The 15,784-nt window shown below is 71.5% G+C and carries 16 protein-coding genes and 1 riboswitch; of the genes, 8 read left to right on the top strand and 8 right to left on the bottom strand.

Annotation, left to right across the window (positions count from 1 at the left end; genetic code table 11):
* Positions 1–136: 136 nt before the first annotated feature.
* The 4 genes from PSH03_RS12405 (at position 137) to PSH03_RS12390 (ending at position 5,323) form a co-directional block, all read left to right on the top strand.
* A complete protein-coding gene (locus PSH03_RS12405; protein WP_238689196.1) occupies positions 137–2,014 on the top strand; it encodes a M14 family metallopeptidase in 1,878 nt (625 codons plus the stop codon).
* Between the two features lie 188 nt (positions 2,015–2,202).
* Positions 2,203–2,268: riboswitch (cobalamin riboswitch) on the top strand.
* 112 nt (positions 2,269–2,380) lie between these two features.
* A complete protein-coding gene (locus PSH03_RS12400; protein WP_238689195.1) occupies positions 2,381–3,310 on the top strand; it encodes an ABC transporter substrate-binding protein in 930 nt (309 codons plus the stop codon).
* Positions 3,311–3,494: 184 nt separating this feature from the next.
* The gene (locus PSH03_RS12395) at positions 3,495–4,523 is read left to right on the top strand and encodes a FecCD family ABC transporter permease (protein ID WP_238687154.1); all 1,029 of its coding nucleotides are present in this window, start codon (positions 3,495–3,497) and stop codon (positions 4,521–4,523) included.
* Entirely contained in the window at positions 4,520–5,323 is an 804-nt protein-coding gene (locus PSH03_RS12390; RefSeq protein ID WP_210785271.1) for an ABC transporter ATP-binding protein, read from the top strand. Before PSH03_RS12395 ends, PSH03_RS12390 begins: the two co-directional genes overlap by 4 nt.
* A 16-nt stretch (positions 5,324–5,339) precedes the next feature.
* On the opposite strand, the gene PSH03_RS12385 is transcribed toward PSH03_RS12390, so the two are convergent.
* The 5 genes from PSH03_RS12385 to PSH03_RS12365 all read right to left on the bottom strand — a co-directional run bounded on the left by PSH03_RS12385 (position 5,340) and on the right by PSH03_RS12365 (position 8,836).
* Positions 5,340–6,104, bottom strand: a complete 765-nt coding sequence (locus PSH03_RS12385) for a VOC family protein (RefSeq protein WP_091395664.1) — start codon at positions 6,102–6,104, stop codon at positions 5,340–5,342.
* 93 nt (positions 6,105–6,197) lie between these two features.
* A complete protein-coding gene (locus PSH03_RS12380) occupies positions 6,198–6,935 on the bottom strand; it encodes an ABC transporter permease (protein ID WP_210785272.1) in 738 nt (245 codons plus the stop codon).
* Positions 6,936–6,945: 10 nt separating this feature from the next.
* Positions 6,946–7,887 carry an ABC transporter ATP-binding protein gene (locus PSH03_RS12375; RefSeq protein WP_238689194.1) on the bottom strand — a complete coding sequence of 314 codons (942 nt, stop codon included), beginning with the start codon at positions 7,885–7,887 and terminating at the stop codon, positions 6,946–6,948.
* Positions 7,884–8,195, bottom strand: coding sequence for a transcriptional regulator (locus PSH03_RS12370; protein WP_091395655.1), 312 nt, complete (start codon positions 8,193–8,195; stop codon positions 7,884–7,886). The genes PSH03_RS12375 and PSH03_RS12370 overlap by 4 nt, the downstream gene beginning before the upstream one ends.
* A complete protein-coding gene (locus PSH03_RS12365) occupies positions 8,192–8,836 on the bottom strand; it encodes a transporter (protein WP_210785469.1) in 645 nt (214 codons plus the stop codon). The genes PSH03_RS12370 and PSH03_RS12365 overlap by 4 nt, the downstream gene beginning before the upstream one ends.
* Before the next feature lie 134 nt (positions 8,837–8,970).
* On the opposite strand from PSH03_RS12365, the gene PSH03_RS12360 reads away from it, so the two are divergent.
* The 4 genes from PSH03_RS12360 to PSH03_RS12345 are packed head-to-tail and all read left to right on the top strand — an operon-like array spanning position 8,971 to position 11,254.
* The gene (locus tag PSH03_RS12360; protein ID WP_210785470.1) at positions 8,971–9,366 is read left to right on the top strand and encodes a type VII secretion target; all 396 of its coding nucleotides are present in this window, start codon (positions 8,971–8,973) and stop codon (positions 9,364–9,366) included.
* Complete coding sequence (locus tag PSH03_RS12355) at positions 9,363–10,289, top strand: WXG100 family type VII secretion target (protein WP_238689193.1); 927 nt, start codon at positions 9,363–9,365, stop codon at positions 10,287–10,289. The genes PSH03_RS12360 and PSH03_RS12355 overlap by 4 nt, the downstream gene beginning before the upstream one ends.
* Positions 10,290–10,298: 9 nt before the next feature.
* Positions 10,299–10,643: a YbaB/EbfC family nucleoid-associated protein gene (locus PSH03_RS12350; protein ID WP_238689192.1), complete on the top strand. Its 345-nt coding sequence runs from the start codon at positions 10,299–10,301 to the stop codon at positions 10,641–10,643.
* Positions 10,643–11,254, top strand: coding sequence for a hypothetical protein (locus PSH03_RS12345; RefSeq protein ID WP_238689191.1), 612 nt, complete (start codon positions 10,643–10,645; stop codon positions 11,252–11,254). Before PSH03_RS12350 ends, PSH03_RS12345 begins: the two co-directional genes overlap by 1 nt.
* On the opposite strand, the gene PSH03_RS12340 is transcribed toward PSH03_RS12345, so the two are convergent.
* The 3 genes from PSH03_RS12340 to PSH03_RS12330 form a co-directional block, all read right to left on the bottom strand.
* Complete coding sequence (locus tag PSH03_RS12340; RefSeq protein WP_238689190.1) at positions 11,243–13,585, bottom strand: AAA family ATPase; 2,343 nt, start codon at positions 13,583–13,585, stop codon at positions 11,243–11,245. The two genes, PSH03_RS12345 and PSH03_RS12340, sit on opposite strands and share 12 nt — an antisense overlap.
* 699 nt (positions 13,586–14,284) lie before the next feature.
* The gene (locus PSH03_RS12335) at positions 14,285–15,535 is read right to left on the bottom strand and encodes an HNH endonuclease signature motif containing protein (protein ID WP_238689189.1); all 1,251 of its coding nucleotides are present in this window, start codon (positions 15,533–15,535) and stop codon (positions 14,285–14,287) included.
* A 45-nt stretch (positions 15,536–15,580) separates the two neighbouring features.
* Positions 15,581–15,784 (bottom strand): hypothetical protein (locus PSH03_RS12330; RefSeq protein WP_238689188.1); only part of this gene is annotated, 204 nt, incomplete at its 5' end.

Genomic DNA, 15,784 nt, shown 5'->3' with positions numbered 1-15,784 from the left:
ACTGATGGAAAATCATTGCCGCCACGATGATCCACCTGGGATGGCCAACGCAGCGATCAATATTGATATGACCATGTGACAGGTGGTGAAGTGTCCTTCACCGAGCGGGATCTCCCGCCCATCGAGGAGGTAGTCCATGGCCCTCCGCACGCCCACCCCCCTCCGCCGTGTCCTGGTGCTCGCTGTCATCACCGGGCTGGGCATCGTCACCGTCGCCGCCGGCCCGGTCGCCGCCCGACCGGCACCGGACCGCACCGCTGAGCAGGCCGCCGCCGGCTACCGGGTGCTCGGGCCCCGGACCCTCGCCGACCGCAACGCGGTGGCCCGCACCGGAGCCGCCATCGACTACTCCGAACACGGCGTGCTGCACATCTCGGCCACCGCGGGCGAGGCCGCCGCGATCGGCAAGCTCGGCTTCCGGCTGGAACCGCTCGCCCCGCCACCCAACGCCGAGCGCGGTGCCGGCGACTTCGGCGCGCTGGCCTTTCCGCCGGCCGACTCGAACTACCACGACTACGCGGAACTGACCGCCGTCGTGAACCAGGTCGTCGCCGACCACCCGGCGATCGCCCGCAAGATCAGCATCGGTTCGTCGTACGAGGGCCGCGACCTGATGGCCGTGAAGATCTCCGACAACGTCGGCACCGACGAGAACGAGCCGGAGATCCTGTTCAACTCCCAGCAGCACGCCCGTGAGCACCTGACCGTCGAGATGGCGATCTACCTGCTCAACCTCTTCACCGACGGCTACGGCAGCGACTCCCGGATCACCAACATCGTCAACGGCCGGGAGCTCTGGATCGTCCCGACGGTCAACCCGGACGGCAGCGAGTACGACATCGCCACCGGGTCGTACCGCTCCTGGCGCAAGAACCGGCAGCCCAACAGCGGCTCGTCAAACGTCGGCACCGACCTGAACCGCAACTGGTCCTACAACTGGGGATGCTGCGGCGGCTCGTCCGGCAGCACCTCGTCGGAGACCTACCGGGGGCCGTCGGCGTTCTCCGCGCCCGAGACGCAGGCGCTGCGCACCTTCGTCAACGGCCGGGTGGTCGGCGGTGTGCAGCAGATCAAGGCCAACATCGACTTCCACACGTACTCGCAGTTGGTGCTCTGGCCCTACGGCTACACCACAGCGAACACCGCGACCGGGATGAACGCGGACCAGTACAACACCTTCGCCACCATCGGTCAGCAGATGGCGGCCACCAACGGCTACACGCCGGAACAGTCCAGCGACCTCTACATCACCGACGGGGACAGCATCGACTGGATGTGGGCCACCCACAACATCTGGGCGTACACGTTCGAGATGTACCCGGGTTCGTCCGGTGGTGGCGGCTTCTACCCGCCCGACGAAGTGATCCCGGCGCAGACCTCGCGCAACCGGGAGGCGGTGCTGATCCTCAGCGAGTACGCCGACTGCCCGTACCGGGCCATCGGCAAGCAGTCGCAGTACTGCGGCGGCGGTGGCGGCACCACTGTCTGGTCGGACACCTTCGAGACCGCCACCGGCTGGACCATCAACCCGGCCGGCACCGACACCGCCACCCTCGGCGGGTTCGAGCGGGGCGCCGCCCAGGCGACCACGTCCTCCGGGGCCAAGCAGCTCACCCCGTACGCCGGGTCCAACGACCTGGTCACCGGCCGGCTCGCCGGCGCGGCGGCCGGCGACTACGACGTGGACGGCGGCGTGACCAGCGCCCGGTCACCGGCGGTGACCCTGCCGTCGTCCGGCACGCTGACCCTGTCGCTCGCCTGGTACCTGGCGCACGGCTCGAACGCCTCGTCGGCGGACTACCTGCGGGTGAGCGTGGTGCACAACGGCGGCACCACGGCGCTGCTCACCCAGGCCGGCGCGGCCAGCAACCGCAACGGGAGTTGGGCGGTAGCCAACCTCAACCTCACCCCGTACGCCGGCCAGTCGGTCCGCGTGCTCGTCGAGGCGGCGGACGCGTCCGGAGCCAGCCTGGTGGAGGCGGCTGTGGACAACGTCACCATCACGTCCTCCTGATCGGGTGGGGCCCCGTCCCGCCCCGGCGGGGCCCCACCACCCGCTCCGAAACCCCAGGATCTCGGACATAAGTCTCCCGGCCCCGCCTGGTGCGGGTGTCCGAGGTATCGACGACTGCCGACCGGCCCTTGATCGATCCGGCACGTCCTGGCGGTGCGCTACCGTCTTAGCGACCAGTCCGCAGCGAAGCCGGTGCGAAACCCGGCGCTGTCCCGCAACTGTGATGCCCCACCGGTAGGTGGGGACGAGCCAGGTCGCCTACGGATCGGTCGCGAAACGCGCTCTCGAGGAAGGGCGCCTCGTGGGCGGGCGTACGAAAGTCCCTGTCGGCGAAGCACCACACTCCTCGACCGACAGGAGGCCCCCATGTTCAGACGTACCCCTCGGCTCTTCGCGGCGACCCTCGCGGTCACCGCGCTCGCTCTCGGTGCCTGCGCCGAGAAGGCCGACGACCAGCCGAGCGCCGGCACCGCTGCCGCCGCCTACCCGGTCACCGTCGGCGCGCTCACCCTCGACAAGCGCCCCGAGAAGATCGTCGTGCTGTCGCCCACGGCGACCGAGATGCTCTTCGCGATCGGTGCCGGCCCGCAGGTGACCGCCGTCGACGACCAGTCGAACTACCCGGCCGACGTGCCCAAGACCGACCTCTCCGCCTTCCAGCCGAACGCGGAGGCGATCGCCGGTAAGAACCCCGACCTGGTGGTGCTCTCCGACGACCGCAACAAGATCGTCGAACAGCTCGGCAAGCTGAAGATTCCGGTGTACCAGACCCCGGCGGCGGTCACGCTCGACGACTCGTACCGGCAGATCACCGAGCTGGGCACGCTGACCGGGCACGCCGACCAGGCCACCGACGTCGCCACTCGGATGAAGGACGACATCGCCAAGCTGGTCAAGGACCTGCCGCAGCGCGCCGAGAAGCTCACCTACTTCCACGAACTGGGCCCGGAGCTGTACAGCGCCACCAGCAAGACCTTCATCGGCTCGCTCTACAGCCAGGCCGGTCTGACCAACATCGCCGACCCGGCCGACGCGGACGGTAAGAACTTCGGCTACCCGCAGCTGTCCCAGGAGTTCATCGTCAAGGCCGACCCGGACTTCGTCTTCCTGGCCGATGCCAAGTGCTGCCAGCAGAGCGCCGACACGGTCAAGGCGCGCAGTGGCTGGGCCGGCCTCACCGCGGTGAAGAACAACCAGGTCGTCGCCCTCGACGATGACATCGCCTCCCGCTGGGGCCCACGGGTCGTGGACCTGCTCCGGGTCATCATCGGCGCGGTCGCCAAGGTGCCCGCGTGACCGTCGTCCGTCGGTGACCGGGCCGCGACAGGTGTCCGATCCGGCACCAACCGGTCGGCCGGCCGAGCCGCCGCCGTCGTCCCCGCGGGCCGAGCCACGTTCCGCGGCCCGGCCCGCCGGGCTGCCGTCCTCCGGGGCCCGGCGGGCTGGGCTGCCGTCCGGGGCCAGGCCCGCCGGGCTGCGCATGCGGTGGCTGGTCGCCGGGTTGGTCGCGGTGCTCGTCGCGCTCGTCGTCGGGGTGTCCCTCGGCCCGGTGAGCCTGCCCCCGGGCAGCGTCGCCGCCGAGCTGCTCAACCTGTTTCCCGGGGTGCACCTCGACAGCGGGCTGACCGAGCGTGAGATCGCGATCGTCACCGAGCTGCGCCTGCCCCGGGTGGTGCTGGGCCTGCTCGTCGGCGGTCTGCTCGCCCTCGCCGGTGGTTGCTACCAGGGCGTGTTCCGCAACCCGCTGGCCGACCCGTACCTGCTCGGTGTGGCCGCCGGCGCCGGCCTCGCGGTCACCGCGGCGATCGCTCTCGGCGGCGCCGGCCGGCAGGGCACGCTCTCCGGGTTGCCGATGACCATTCCGCTGGCCGCGTTCGCCGGTTCGCTGCTCGCCGTCACCATGACCTACGTGCTCGGCGCGGCCGGTGGGCGACGCGGGTCACCGGCCATGCTGATCCTGGCCGGGGTGGCGGTTTCCGCGTTCCTCTCCGCCGGGCAGACGTACCTCCTGCAACGACACGCCGACAGCATCCAGCCGGTCTACTCCTGGTTGCTCGGTCGGCTGGCCACCGCCGGATGGCACGACGTGCTGCTGGTGCTGCCGTACGCCGCGCTGACCACAGTCGTGGTGCTGCTGCACCGCCGCGAGCTGGACGTCCTCGCGGTCGGCGACGACGAGGCGAGAAGTCTGGGCCTGCACCCGCAGCGCACCCGATACCTGTTGATCGCCGCGGCCTCGCTGGGCACCGCCGCGGCGGTCTCCGCGACCGGTCTGATCGGCTTCGTCGGCATCATCGTGCCGCACACCGTCCGGCTGCTCGCCGGGTCCAGCTACCGGGTGATCCTGCCGATGTCACTGCTGTTCGGCGGCGCGTTCCTGGCGCTGACCGACGTGGTGGCCCGCACCGTCGCCGCTCCGTCCGAGCTGCCGATCGGAGTGGTGACCGCCCTGCTGGGCGGCCCGTTCTTCGTCCTCGTGCTGCGGACCGCCCGGCGAGTGCTCACGTGAGCCGCGAACCCGCCGCCGGCACGCCGGCCGTCGAGGTGCGTGGGCTGCACGTCGCCCTCGGTGGCACGCCGATCCTGACCGGCGTCGACCTCACCGTCGCCGTCGGCGAGTGGGTCACAGTGATCGGCCCGAACGGCGCCGGCAAATCCACCCTGTTGCGGGCCGTCGGCGGCCTGCTGCCCGCGCCGAAGGCGATCACTCTCTTCGGTACGCCGAGTGCCGCGCTGCGCCGTCGGGACCGCGCCCGGATAGTGGCCACTGTGGCACAGTCCCCGGTGGTGCCGCCCGGCATGTCGGTGCTGGACTACGTGCTGCTCGGCCGCACCCCGTACATTCCGACCCTGGGCCGGGAGTCGACAGCCGACGTCGACGCCGTGCACGAGGTGCTGGGGCGGTTGGACCTCGCCGGCTTCCACCGTCGCGAGCTGGCCACCCTCTCCGGCGGCGAACGGCAGCGGGTGTTCCTCGCCCGCGCGCTCGCCCAGGGCGCGACGCTGCTGCTGCTCGACGAGCCGACCAGCGCGCTCGACATCGGCCACCAGCAGGACGTGCTCGAAGTCGTCGACCAGCTTCGCCGCGAGCACGGCCTGACCGTGCTGGCCACGATGCACGACCTCTCGCTGGCCGGTGAGTACGCCGACCGGATGGTGATGCTCGCCGCCGGTCAGGTGGTGGCCGCCGGGACTCCGCCCGAGGTGCTGACCGAGGAGCTGCTCGCCACCCACTACCGGGCCAGCGTCCGGGTGGTCCCCGGCGCCCACGGCCCCCTGGTGGTCCCCGTGCGTCCCACCCGCCCGTGAGCACGCAGGCGCTGGGTCAGGGGCCCAGGTCGATGACGGAGAAGAGGGCGCCCTGGGGGTCGCGGAGGGCGGCGAAGCGGCCCGCCGGGATGTCGCGGGGCGGGACCAGGATCGTTCCGCCCAGCTCGGCGGCGCGGGCCGCGGCGGCGTCCGCGTCGGCCACCGCGAAGTACACCGTCCAGTACGCGGGCAGGTCGGCCGGGAAGTCGTCGGCCAGCGGCGGCATCATCCCGGCGACGATCTGGGTCCCGAGCCGCCACCCGGTGTACGTCATCGCGCCCACCGCCTGGTCGTCGGGCTGCCAGCCGAACACCAGCTCGTAGAAGACCTTCGCGCCCTCGGGGTCGGGGGTGACCAGCTCGTTCCAGCTCATCGCGCCCGGCACGTTGAACACCTCGGCACCGGCCATGGCCAGTGGCTGCCAGACGCTGAACGTGGCGCCGGCCGGATCGGCGAAGACTGCCATCCAGCCCCGGTCGAAGACCTCGAACGGGGGTACGACGACCTGCCCGCCGGCCCGCTCGACCCGGCCGGCGACCAGTTCTGCGTCGTCGGTGGCGAGGTACGTCGACCAGATCGGAATCTGGTCCGGTATCGCGGGCGGGCCGGCGCCGGCCACCGGCTTACCGTCGAGCAGGAAGACCGTGTAACCGCCCGCCTCGGGCTCCGGGGTGACCTGGCCGGTCCACCCGAACAGCTCCGGGTAGAAGCGCCGCGCGTCGGTCAGGTCCGGGGTGGCCAGGTCGGCCCAGCAGGGCGTACCCGGCGGGACGGTGCTCACGTCAAGACCCCTCTCGGCCCGGCGGCCACGGCGGCCCCCTGCCGGAATCCTGGCACCGTCCCGCCGCGGCCCGGGGCGGAAACGGACGAATCGTCAGCTGAACCGGCGACCCTCGTCCCGCCGGTAGGCCCAGCCGGCGAGTGCGGCGAGCAGCACCACCCAGACACCGAGCATGATCAGTGCCAGCGGCTCCACGTCGTAGTCGGCCACCGACGCCCACATCAGTTCGGCAGCGCCCCGGGTGGGCAGGTACGGCGCGATCGTCTCGATGAAACCGGGCGCGTCGCCCGGCGCGGAGAGCAGGCCGCCGCCGAACGCGAGCGGCAGGAAGAGCACCTGCGCCACCACGATCGCCGCCTTGCTCGGCAGCGAGTAGCCGATGGCGAGCCCCATCAGCGTGAACGGCACCGAGATGACCGCCACGGTGCCGAGAGCCAGCAGGAACGCTGCCGGGGTGACCTGGGCCGCGGTCAGCGTCGCGCCGATCACCACGACCGGGATCAGCGAGAGGTAGGTCAGCGCCAGACCGGCCAGCACCCGGCCGGCGAACCGCGGCGCGGGCCCGGCCGGCAGGGTCCGGGTGTACGGGTTCCAGGGCTGGTCGCGGTCCTCGGCGACACCGACGCCGTACTGGAAGATGTTGGCGCTCATCACCGAGAAGGTGATCATCGACGCGGTGGCGTAGGTGGCACCGACCGCGTCGTCACCGGCGAACGGCACCACGAAGAAGATCATGGCGGCGGCCGGAAAGAACGCGCTGCCGAACACTGCCACCGGGATCCGGATGATCTCCAGGAGTTGGTAGCGGGCGTGGACCAGGGCGAGCTGCACTGTCGCCTCCTCAGACTGTGGTGGGTCGGCCGCCGGCAGCGGCGGTGGTGGGTCGGTCGGTGCCGGCGGGCACGTCTCCGCTGGTCGCTTCTCCGCTGGTGATGGCGAGGAACGCCTCCTCCAGCGAGGTCGGCCGTACCTCCAGGTCGGTGAACGGGGTCTGGGTGGTGACCAGCGCGCGGACCAGCTCGTCGGCGTCGGTGGTGAGCAGGTGCAGCCGACCGTCGACCCGTTCGGTGCGCACCACCCCGGGCAGGTCGGGCAGGCTGTCGGCGATCAGGCTGACCCGGCGGACGCCCACGATGCCGCGCACCGCGTCCACTGTGTCGTCGGCGAGCACCCGGCCCTGCCCGATGACCACCACCCGGTGGGCGAGCGCCTCCACCTCCTCCAGGTAGTGGCTGCTCAACAGCACGGTGCCGCCGTCGTCGTGAAATGCCCGGATCGCCGCCCACAGGGTGTGCCGGGCGGCCACGTCCAGGCCCGTGGTGGGTTCGTCGAGCAGCACCAGCCGGGGCCGGCCGACGAACGCCAACGCCACCGCCAACCGGCGGCGTTGCCCGCCGGAGAGCCCACCGGTCTGCCGCCGGGCCAGGTCGGCGAGACCGAAACGGTCGAGCAGCTCAGCCCGGGGCACCGGGTCGGGGTAGTGCGCGGAGACGAAGTCGACCACCTCGCCGACGCGCAGCGTGCCGGGCAGGCCGGTCTCCTGCGGGGTGACCCCGATCTGCCGACGGCTCGCCGGGTCGCGAGGGTCGCGACCGAACAGCTCGACCCGCCCGGAGCTGGGGCGGCGCAAGCCCACCAGCAGGTTCATCAGGGTGCTCTTGCCGGCGCCGTTCGGCCCGAGCAGGCCGACCAGCTCACCGGCCCGGACCTCCAGGTCGACACGATCGAGGGCGAGGACGTCGCCGTACCGGCGGCTGGCCTGTTCGGCGCGGGCGAGGGTCATGGCTGCTCCTTCGACGGGGCGGGGTCGAGCAGGGCGCGGATCGCTTCGGTGTACTCCTCGAACGCCAGCCGACCTCGCCGGCTGAGCCCGACCAGGGTCGCCGGGGTGCGCCCACGATGGGTCTTGCTGATTTCCACGTAGCCGGCGTCCTCGAGTTTGCGCAGGTGCACCGAGAGGTTGCCGGCGGTCATCGCGAGCAGCTCCTGTAGGCGGGGGAAAGCGATCTTGTCGCCGACGTTGAGTGCGGAGAGGCTGGCGACCACCCGCAGCCGGGCCTGCGCGTGGATGACCGGATCCAGCTCGGTCACGGCTGCTGCCGCTGTCGCTGTCGCCGCCGGGCGAGCGCGCCGGCCACCAGCATTCCGCCGCCGCCGGCCACCGCCACGACGAGCGCGTGCCAGCCCGGCCCGGCGATCGCACCGATCAGGTTGATCACACTGATCCAGACGCCGAGGCGGAACAGGTCCTGGTCCAGCCAGACCGCCCCGCCGGCCATGTGCAGCGCACCGGTCAGCCCGACGGCGGTCGCCGACCAGAGCAGCGCCGCCAGGTCGTGCGGCAGGTGCTCGGAGATCCGGCCCAGCCCCGCGTAGACGCTCACCGAACCGAGGGCCCAGGCGTACCCGTACCACTGCCCCCGACGGGCGGAGTCGCCGCTCACCTGGTCGTAGGCCCGCACGCTGACCACCGCCTGGGTCGCTCCGGCGGCCGCGAGCAGTACGAAGAGGACGGTCAGCGGCAGCCAGCTCGGCAGGTGGACCAGCGCCCGGTCACCCGGGGGGAATCGCAGGAAGAACAGCCCGAAACCGACCAGCCAGGCGACACTCCACGGCCAGTAGAGCAGGCGGGCGTCGGGGTCGAGCCGGCGTGCCGTCGCCGACCGCTGGTCCTGGATCAGCCGGAGCGCCGCCGCGGCGTCAGTGGGTGGTGAGTCATCGTCGGGGTCCACGCAAACTACTTTAAGACACAAAGTCGAGGTGGGTGACCCCGCCATCACCGACGGGACCCCCGATAACGGCGAGCAGTGCCTATGGTGGTCAGTCGTGACGACTGATCCGTCGCACAGGCCACAGGGGAGGGTTCGTGTCAAGCCCGAGCAATGAGCTGGAGGTCCAGCCGGAGGCTCTGACGGCGTTCGCCGCCGGGGCCAAGGATCGGGCGGCCCGTTTCCGCGAGCTGCACCGCGCCTTCGGTGACGGGCACGTGCCACGGCACGCCTTCGGAGTGATGCCGGCGTCCTTCAACCTCGCGGCGACGTACGCCGAGCAGTTCGAGGCGTGCCTGCAAGGGCTCGCCGACGGCGCCGAGATGATGGCGGACATCGCCGAGGGGCTCACCGACACCGCCGCCGCCTACACCGGCACCGACGCGGCCAACACCGACCTGTTCGTGCCCGGCCGCCCGCCCGCTCCCGACGTCATCGCGCCCGGCCCCTGGTCGGGTGGCATCGGCGCTCCGAACGGTTCGGTGCCGGCGTGAGCACCGAGGCGTTGCAGCGCAACAAGACCTACTTCGAGCAGATCGTCTCGGGCACGCCCGAACCCTTCAAGCCGCTCTCCAACGCGGTGCTCTGGCCGTTCGAGCAACTGCTGGAGCTGGTCGCCGGCGAACCGGACGACCTGATGCGGGCGGCGCAGCTCTGCCTGGACACCGGCGCGGCGGTACGGGAGATCGCCGGTGACCAGATCGCCGACCGGGCCCGGTTGCGCGGCGCGTGGACCGGCGACGCCGCAGAGGGCTTCCATGCTTCGATGGAGTCGGTGGAGGCGGCGATCGAGGAGCTGGCCCAAGGGCTCGACGGCACCAAGGACGTGCTGGTCGAGGCGGCGAACGCGGCGGTGGACGCGTTCAATCTGCTGGTCGAGCTGATCCTCGAGTTCCTGCTCTGGTTCCTCACCGAGGTGATCATCGCGGCGGTGGCCGCGGCGCTGAGCGCCGGCGTCTCGTTGGCCGCCACCGTGGTCCGGGTGCTGGCCCGGCTGGCCACCACAGTGGGTCGGATGGTCAAGATCGTCGCCCGGTTCGCCGAGGTGCTCACCCGCCTCGCCGCCCGGCTGGGCAAGGTCGCCGGCCAGCTTCGCAAGTACGCGGACACCGTCATGGAGCTCAAGCAGCGGAAGAAGCAGTACAAGCTGCTCAGCAAGGGCGGCTGGACGCCCGAGGGGCGTGCCTTCCAGGTCGAGAAGTTCAAGACCCTCTTTCCGGGCAAGTTCGTCATCAACCAGGTCTCGCCGGTCAACATCCCCGGTTTCGGCGGCGCTCTGCTGGACACCGGCGTGGGCCTGCACGACATCTCCGACGGGCAGAAGGACCGCAACTACCTGGTCGACGGCACGTACAGCGAGGACCTGGGCCCGTACACAGCGGGTGTGCAGAATGTCTTCGACTCCATCCTGAACTGAGAGGCAGCCATGACCTTCCCCGCCCTGGACCGAATCGAGGCGCTGGCTCGCAACCTGGACGGATGGCAGCGGCAACTCGCTGACCGGATGGCGGAGTTGGAGCAGACCAGCGCCGAGGGCGTGAGCGACTCCGGCCTGGTACGGGTCACCGCCGCGGCCGACGGCAAGATCGTTTCTACCGAGCTGAACGCGCGGGCGATGCGACTGGACTCCTACAGCCTGGCCGAGGAGTTCACCGCAGCCGCCAACCGGGCGCAGGAGGCCGCCGCGGCCCAGGTCCGGGAGTTGGTCGGCGAGGTCATCGGCGATCCAGGAGCCGGTCCGCGTCGGTCCGCCGGCCACGAGGGGCGCTGATGACGGCCGACGAAAGTCAGGCACGGTACGTCGAGGGGATCACTCGACTGCTGGGGGCCGGCGAACAGGTGCGCGCGGTGGCCCAGGTGCGAGCGGGCGGCGGGCTGACGCCGGCGCCGCCCTCGCAGCCGTCGGCCCCGCCCGCCACCGGTGGCCCGGGCGTCCTGGGTGTCCTGCTCAACGTGCTGTCACCGAACATCACCTTCGGTCGGGCGGACAACGCCGTCGACTGGCTCTTCTTCGGTGTCGGAGGTCGAGGTGAGCCAGATTCCCAGGCATCCGTGCTGCACCATGCCCTGACGGTGGCGACGAAGGGCTCCGGCCTCCGAACCCTCGTGCTGGGGGTCACCGACCAGCGGCTGCTGCTCGGTGCGACCGCACCAGTCGGGCTGCTCTCCGGCTCCGCGGCGGACGAGCAGGCGCAGGCCGACGTCGAACTGCTCGGGTCCGTCCCGCGAACGACCGTCGCCGCCCGGGTCGGCAGGTACCGGTTGAACTGGAAGCGGCTGCGGATCGACTTCGCCGACGGGTCGTGGCTGTCGTTCCACGTGCCGCTGGCCGACTCCAGCCGCCCGCTGCGGGAGGTCGCGGCAGCCCTGTCAGCCGGCTGACCCGCCGACGAGCGGGGCAGGCAGCGGCGCGACGTGCAGCACCGCCAGCCGGGACACCGCCCGGGTGAGCACCACGTACAACCGGTGCAGCCCCCGCGGCTCGGCCGCGACGATCGCGGCCGGCTCAACCACCACCACATGGTCGTACTCAAGGCCCTTGACCAGCGTCGCCGGCACCACGGTGACCCGCTCCGCGGCCGCCACGTCGTCGGCGGTCGCGGTCTCGACACCGGCCTCGGCCAGCGCCGCGCGAAGGCCGTCGACCGCGTCGTCCGCGGCGATCACACCGACCGAGCCGTCGTGCGCGAGCGCCGCGCGCACCTCGGCCACCGTCGCCGAGGTCAGGTCGGTCACCGTACGCACGTCCAGGCCGCCGTCGTGGCGCAGCGACTCGGCCGGCGGTACGTCCACCGCGAGCGCCGGAAGCAGCAGGTTCGCGAATGCGACGACTGCCGCGGGTACCCGGAAACCGACTGTCAACGGGACCACCACCGCGTCCGGCTTGCCCAGGTGGGCGAGGGATTCCCTCCAGTCCGTCGCCGCCCACGGCGCGGTGCCCTGGGCGAGGTCACCGAGGAGCGTGACCGAGCCGTGCTCGCTGCGCCGAGCGATGGCCCGACACTGCATCGGGGAGAGATCCTGCGCCTCGTCCACCACCACATGCCCGAATCCGGAGAGCCGTTCCAGCAACCCGGTCGCCTCGTCGATCAGCACCGCGTCGGCGGCGGTCCAACGGGTCGCCTTCGGCGTTCGGGCCGGCTTCACCCAGCTCAACTGCGCCTGCTCGGCGTCGCTGAGCAGCCCGTCCGCCGCCGCGGCGAGCCGGGCCGGATCGGAGAACAAGCCGTGCACCAGCCCTTCCGGGGTGAGCGCCGGCCAGACCGCGTCCAGGAAATCGAGCACGGGCCGGCAGCGGCTCATCCGGCGCAGCCAGGCATCGCTGGGCGACTCCGCACGCCGCGCCTCGGCCTGCCGTTGCAGCAGACTCACCACCCGCGCCTGGACACGTTCCCGACCCGTGCCGTACGGCAGCCCCTCCCGGCGGGTCTCCTCGACGATCCGGTGCAACGGCTCCACCCCGATCCGCCAACGGAACGAGCCGTCCGACACCGTGATCGACTCGGTCGGGGTGCCGATCTGCCCCTGCACCGCGCGCCGCAGCACGCTCGCCATCCGTACGTCGTGTTTGAGCGCGGCCACCGCCGGCGCCTCGACCGCCCGAACCGCCACCCGGGAGATCAACTCCTCTACCGTGGCCTGCTCGACCTCGACCTCGCCGAGCGCCGGCAGCACTGCCGCGATGTACGACAGGAACGCCCGGTTCGGCCCGACGATCAGCACACCCGCCCGCCGCAACCGCTCCCGATGCAGGTAGAGCAGGTACGCGGCCCGGTGCAGACCCACCGCCGTCTTTCCCGTACCCGGCGCGCCCTGCACACAGATCGAGTCGGCGAGGTCAGCCCGGACCAGCTCGTCCTGCTCCGGCTGGATCGTGGCGACGATGTCCCGCATCGGCCCGACGCGTGGGCGCTCGATCTCGGCGGTGAGGATCCGACTGGTCGTACCGAGCTCTTCGCCCCGGTCCAACCGCTCATCCTCGAAGCTGGTCAGCACACCATTGCTGAAACCGAACCGCCGCCGAACCGCCACCCCCTGCGGATCCCGCACACTCGCCCGGTAGAACGAGCGGGAGACCGGTGCCCGCCAGTCCAGCACCAACGGCTCACCACGCTCATCGGTGACATGCCGCCGCCCCACGTGATACCGCCGACCGTGATGATCGCCGCTGGCGTCGGGCGCGGTCGTGTCGTTGGCGGGCCTGTTGGCTGTGGGCCTGTCGCTCGTGCTGCTGTCGTCCGTGGGCCCGCGGTTGGGGCTGCCGCTGTTCGTGGCCCCGCTGTTGGTGGTGCTGCTGTCGGTGGTCCCGTTGTTGGAGGTCCTGCGCTCGACGGTCCCGTTGTCCGTGGCGCTGCTGTCCGTGGCGGTGCTGTCCCTGGCGGTGCTGTCCCTGGCGGTGCTGTCCGTGGCGCTGCTGTTGTTTGGGGCGGCGGCGAAGTCGAGGCGGCCGAAGAAGAGCGGAGTGGTCGGGTCGTCGGCCAGCTCGGCGACCCGGCGGGCCAGGGTGCGGCCGAGCGTCTCGGCCGCGTACGCGTCGCCGGCCACCTGGTCACCGGTGGCGAAGAGAGACTCGGCCCGCTCCCGCATCCGACCCAGCGCCGCCCGCGAGGTGGTGAGGTGTGCGCGTTCGGCGGCCAGGTCCGCGTCGAGGTCGGTGTCGAGGTCGGTGTCGGTGTCGGGGTCGAGCTGGGTGTCGAGGTCAAGTGCGGGCATGCTGACGTCCCATCGTTCACATCTGCTGCGCGCTCGCGTGTCCGGGGGCGGATGGCCGGCCGCCCGGCGCGAAGACGTCCGTTCCGGTGCAGCTCACCTCGGCCGTCAAGCGGGCTGCAACCCTACGCTCCTCAAACCGGCGCATCCAGCGAATTACCGACGCGACCACCCGTCCGAGACGGCGTGTCGCCCGGTCGGGTGTCGCTGGGCGACCACGCCCTGCCCCGCGCCGTGCTTTCTCATGCCGCGACCGCCGCGACGCCGGTGACCGACTCGGCTTTCAGGGAGTCGCGGTGTCTGGGCCGGTGCAACGCCCCGGTTCTCAGGAAGCCGAGTTGATCACCGGGAGACACAGCTTGGACGGCAGGGACAGCAGGGTTGTCGCGGTGGCCGGTGGCAAGCCGCGGTAGCAAGGCACGGTGGTGAGGCTGCGGTGGTGAGGCGGTCGCGGTGGCGGTGGCGGTGGCAAGCCGCGGTAGCAAGGCACGGTGGTGAGGCTGAGGTGGTGAGGCGGTGGCGGTGGCGGTGGCGACTGCGGTGGCGGTGGCTGGCAAGGCGCGGTGGCGAGGCCGTGGCGGTGGTGAGGCCGTGGCGGTCGCGGTGGCGACTGCGGTCGCGGCGGCAAGGCGCGGTGACGGTGGCGACCGCGGCGGCGGTCGCCAGACGCAGGCGCGGGCGGCGTGGGCGTGGTTGGCGGCATCAGCAGCGCAGGCGGTAGAGGTTGCGACGAGGGGTGCGCAGTGGGTCGAGCCAGCTGGGCGGGAGGAATTCAGGTCGACCGTCCGCCGCGAGACGGACCGTCCAGTCGCCGCGGTGGATGAACCGGTGGTGGTAGCCGCAGAGCAGCACCGCATTGCCCAGCGCCGTCACCCCACCGTCGGCCCAGTGTCGGATGTGGTGACCGTCGCACCATCTCGGCGGCCGATCACAACCAGGAAAGGCGCAACCGCCGTCCCGCAGGACCAGCGCGCGCCGCAACGGGCCGGTGAAGAGCCGGCGCTGCCGGCCGACGTCCAGGACCTGACTGTTGCCGTCCAGCACGACCGGCAGCACGCCCGCATCGCAGGCCAGGCGGCGGACCGCCCCGGGGGTGAGGCGCGTGCCGGTCTCCAGTGTTCCGGCGCGTACGCCGTTGACCAGTTCCTCCAGCGAAACGGTCACCACCAGCTGAGGACGGTCGCCGCCGTTGTCGGGCAGCTGGCCGGTGCGTAGCGCCAGTCGGCAGATCTCGCCCAACGCGTCGGCGCGGCGCTGACCAGGACTGCGGTCATCCTGCTCACCGGTTGGGGTGCAGAGCGGATCGATGGCCTCGCGCAGCAGGCTCGCGGTTTCGGTGTCGAGGTTGCCGCTGAGGCGTACCTGGCCGTTTCGTTGCTCGGAGAGCGTGACGTGCCGGCGGGCCTCGGCTCGCTCGGTGGCCCGCTCCAGAGCCTTCAACTCAGCCTGGTCGGCCAACTCCGGGGCGACGTGCGCGAGGACGCGCTCGCCGAGCCGGCTCAGGCTTGTCGGATCGAAACGGTCGGCCCAGGTGACCAGTAGTTGGGTGGCCTTGTCCGCCACTTCGGGACCGGCTTCGACCGGGAGAGCGGCGATCGTCTCGGCCACCACCCGACCCTGCTCGACGGTGATGGCACCGCTGAGCAGCGCGTCGCGCACCGCTGGCGGGGCGGCGTCGATGGTGGCGGCGAGCTGGACCAGCTGGCGGGCGCTGCGACCCGAGAGCCGCAGCCGCTCCCGAAGCCAGACCGCAGTGGACGAGGCGCCCTGGGTGACCGCCAGCCCGCGACCGTCCAACTCACGGACCAGACCGAGTTGAACGGCGGCCAACCGCTGCGCCAACACCTGAGTCGCGTCGAGAGAAGCAAGCAGCTCGTCATCGGAGAGCGCCCAGAGCGCGGTCTCGGCGCAGTCGTCAACTGCCCCATCCACCTGCGCCAACGCCTCCAACATGAGAGCAGAATAGAACTGGTGTACGACACTTTGGAGTCGTCCTGATCAATGAGTGCAATTAATTTCGTCGATCATCGTGAGCTGCCCGCTTGTCGTGCCCGCTTGCGCGTCCGCTGAGCCGCGCCGTGCTCGCTGAGCCGCGCCGTGCTCGCCGAGCCGCCGCGCCGCCGAACCGCCGCGCCGCCGAACCGCCGTGCCGCGAAGTCTCCCCGCCGTGCCCTGCCGCGCCGCGCCGCGCCGCGCCGCGCC

It is taken from the genome of Micromonospora salmantinae, from assembly GCF_022230905.1.
GTDB classification, from domain to species: domain Bacteria; phylum Actinomycetota; class Actinomycetes; order Mycobacteriales; family Micromonosporaceae; genus Micromonospora; species Micromonospora salmantinae.
Note: the sequence above shows the minus strand (reverse complement) of the source record. Positions and strands in the feature narration are given on the sequence as shown.

What these genes read in the sequence shown, in the direction of transcription:
- PSH03_RS12405 (WP_238689196.1), top strand. Translation starts at nt 137, where the DNA reads ATGGCCCTCCGCACGCCCACCCCCCTCCGCCGTGTCCTGGTGCTCGCT.
- PSH03_RS12350 (WP_238689192.1), top strand. Translation starts at nt 10,299, where the DNA reads ATGACCTTCCCCGCCCTGGACCGAATCGAGGCGCTGGCTCGCAACCTG.
- PSH03_RS12335 (WP_238689189.1), bottom strand. Translation starts at nt 15,535, where the DNA reads ATGTTGGAGGCGTTGGCGCAGGTGGATGGGGCAGTTGACGACTGCGCC.
- PSH03_RS12345 (WP_238689191.1), top strand. Translation starts at nt 10,643, where the DNA reads ATGACGGCCGACGAAAGTCAGGCACGGTACGTCGAGGGGATCACTCGA.
- PSH03_RS12340 (WP_238689190.1), bottom strand. Translation starts at nt 13,585, where the DNA reads ATGCCCGCACTTGACCTCGACACCCAGCTCGACCCCGACACCGACACC.
- PSH03_RS12375 (WP_238689194.1), bottom strand. Translation starts at nt 7,887, where the DNA reads ATGACCCTCGCCCGCGCCGAACAGGCCAGCCGCCGGTACGGCGACGTC.
- PSH03_RS12400 (WP_238689195.1), top strand. Translation starts at nt 2,381, where the DNA reads ATGTTCAGACGTACCCCTCGGCTCTTCGCGGCGACCCTCGCGGTCACC.
- PSH03_RS12395 (WP_238687154.1), top strand. Translation starts at nt 3,495, where the DNA reads ATGCGGTGGCTGGTCGCCGGGTTGGTCGCGGTGCTCGTCGCGCTCGTC.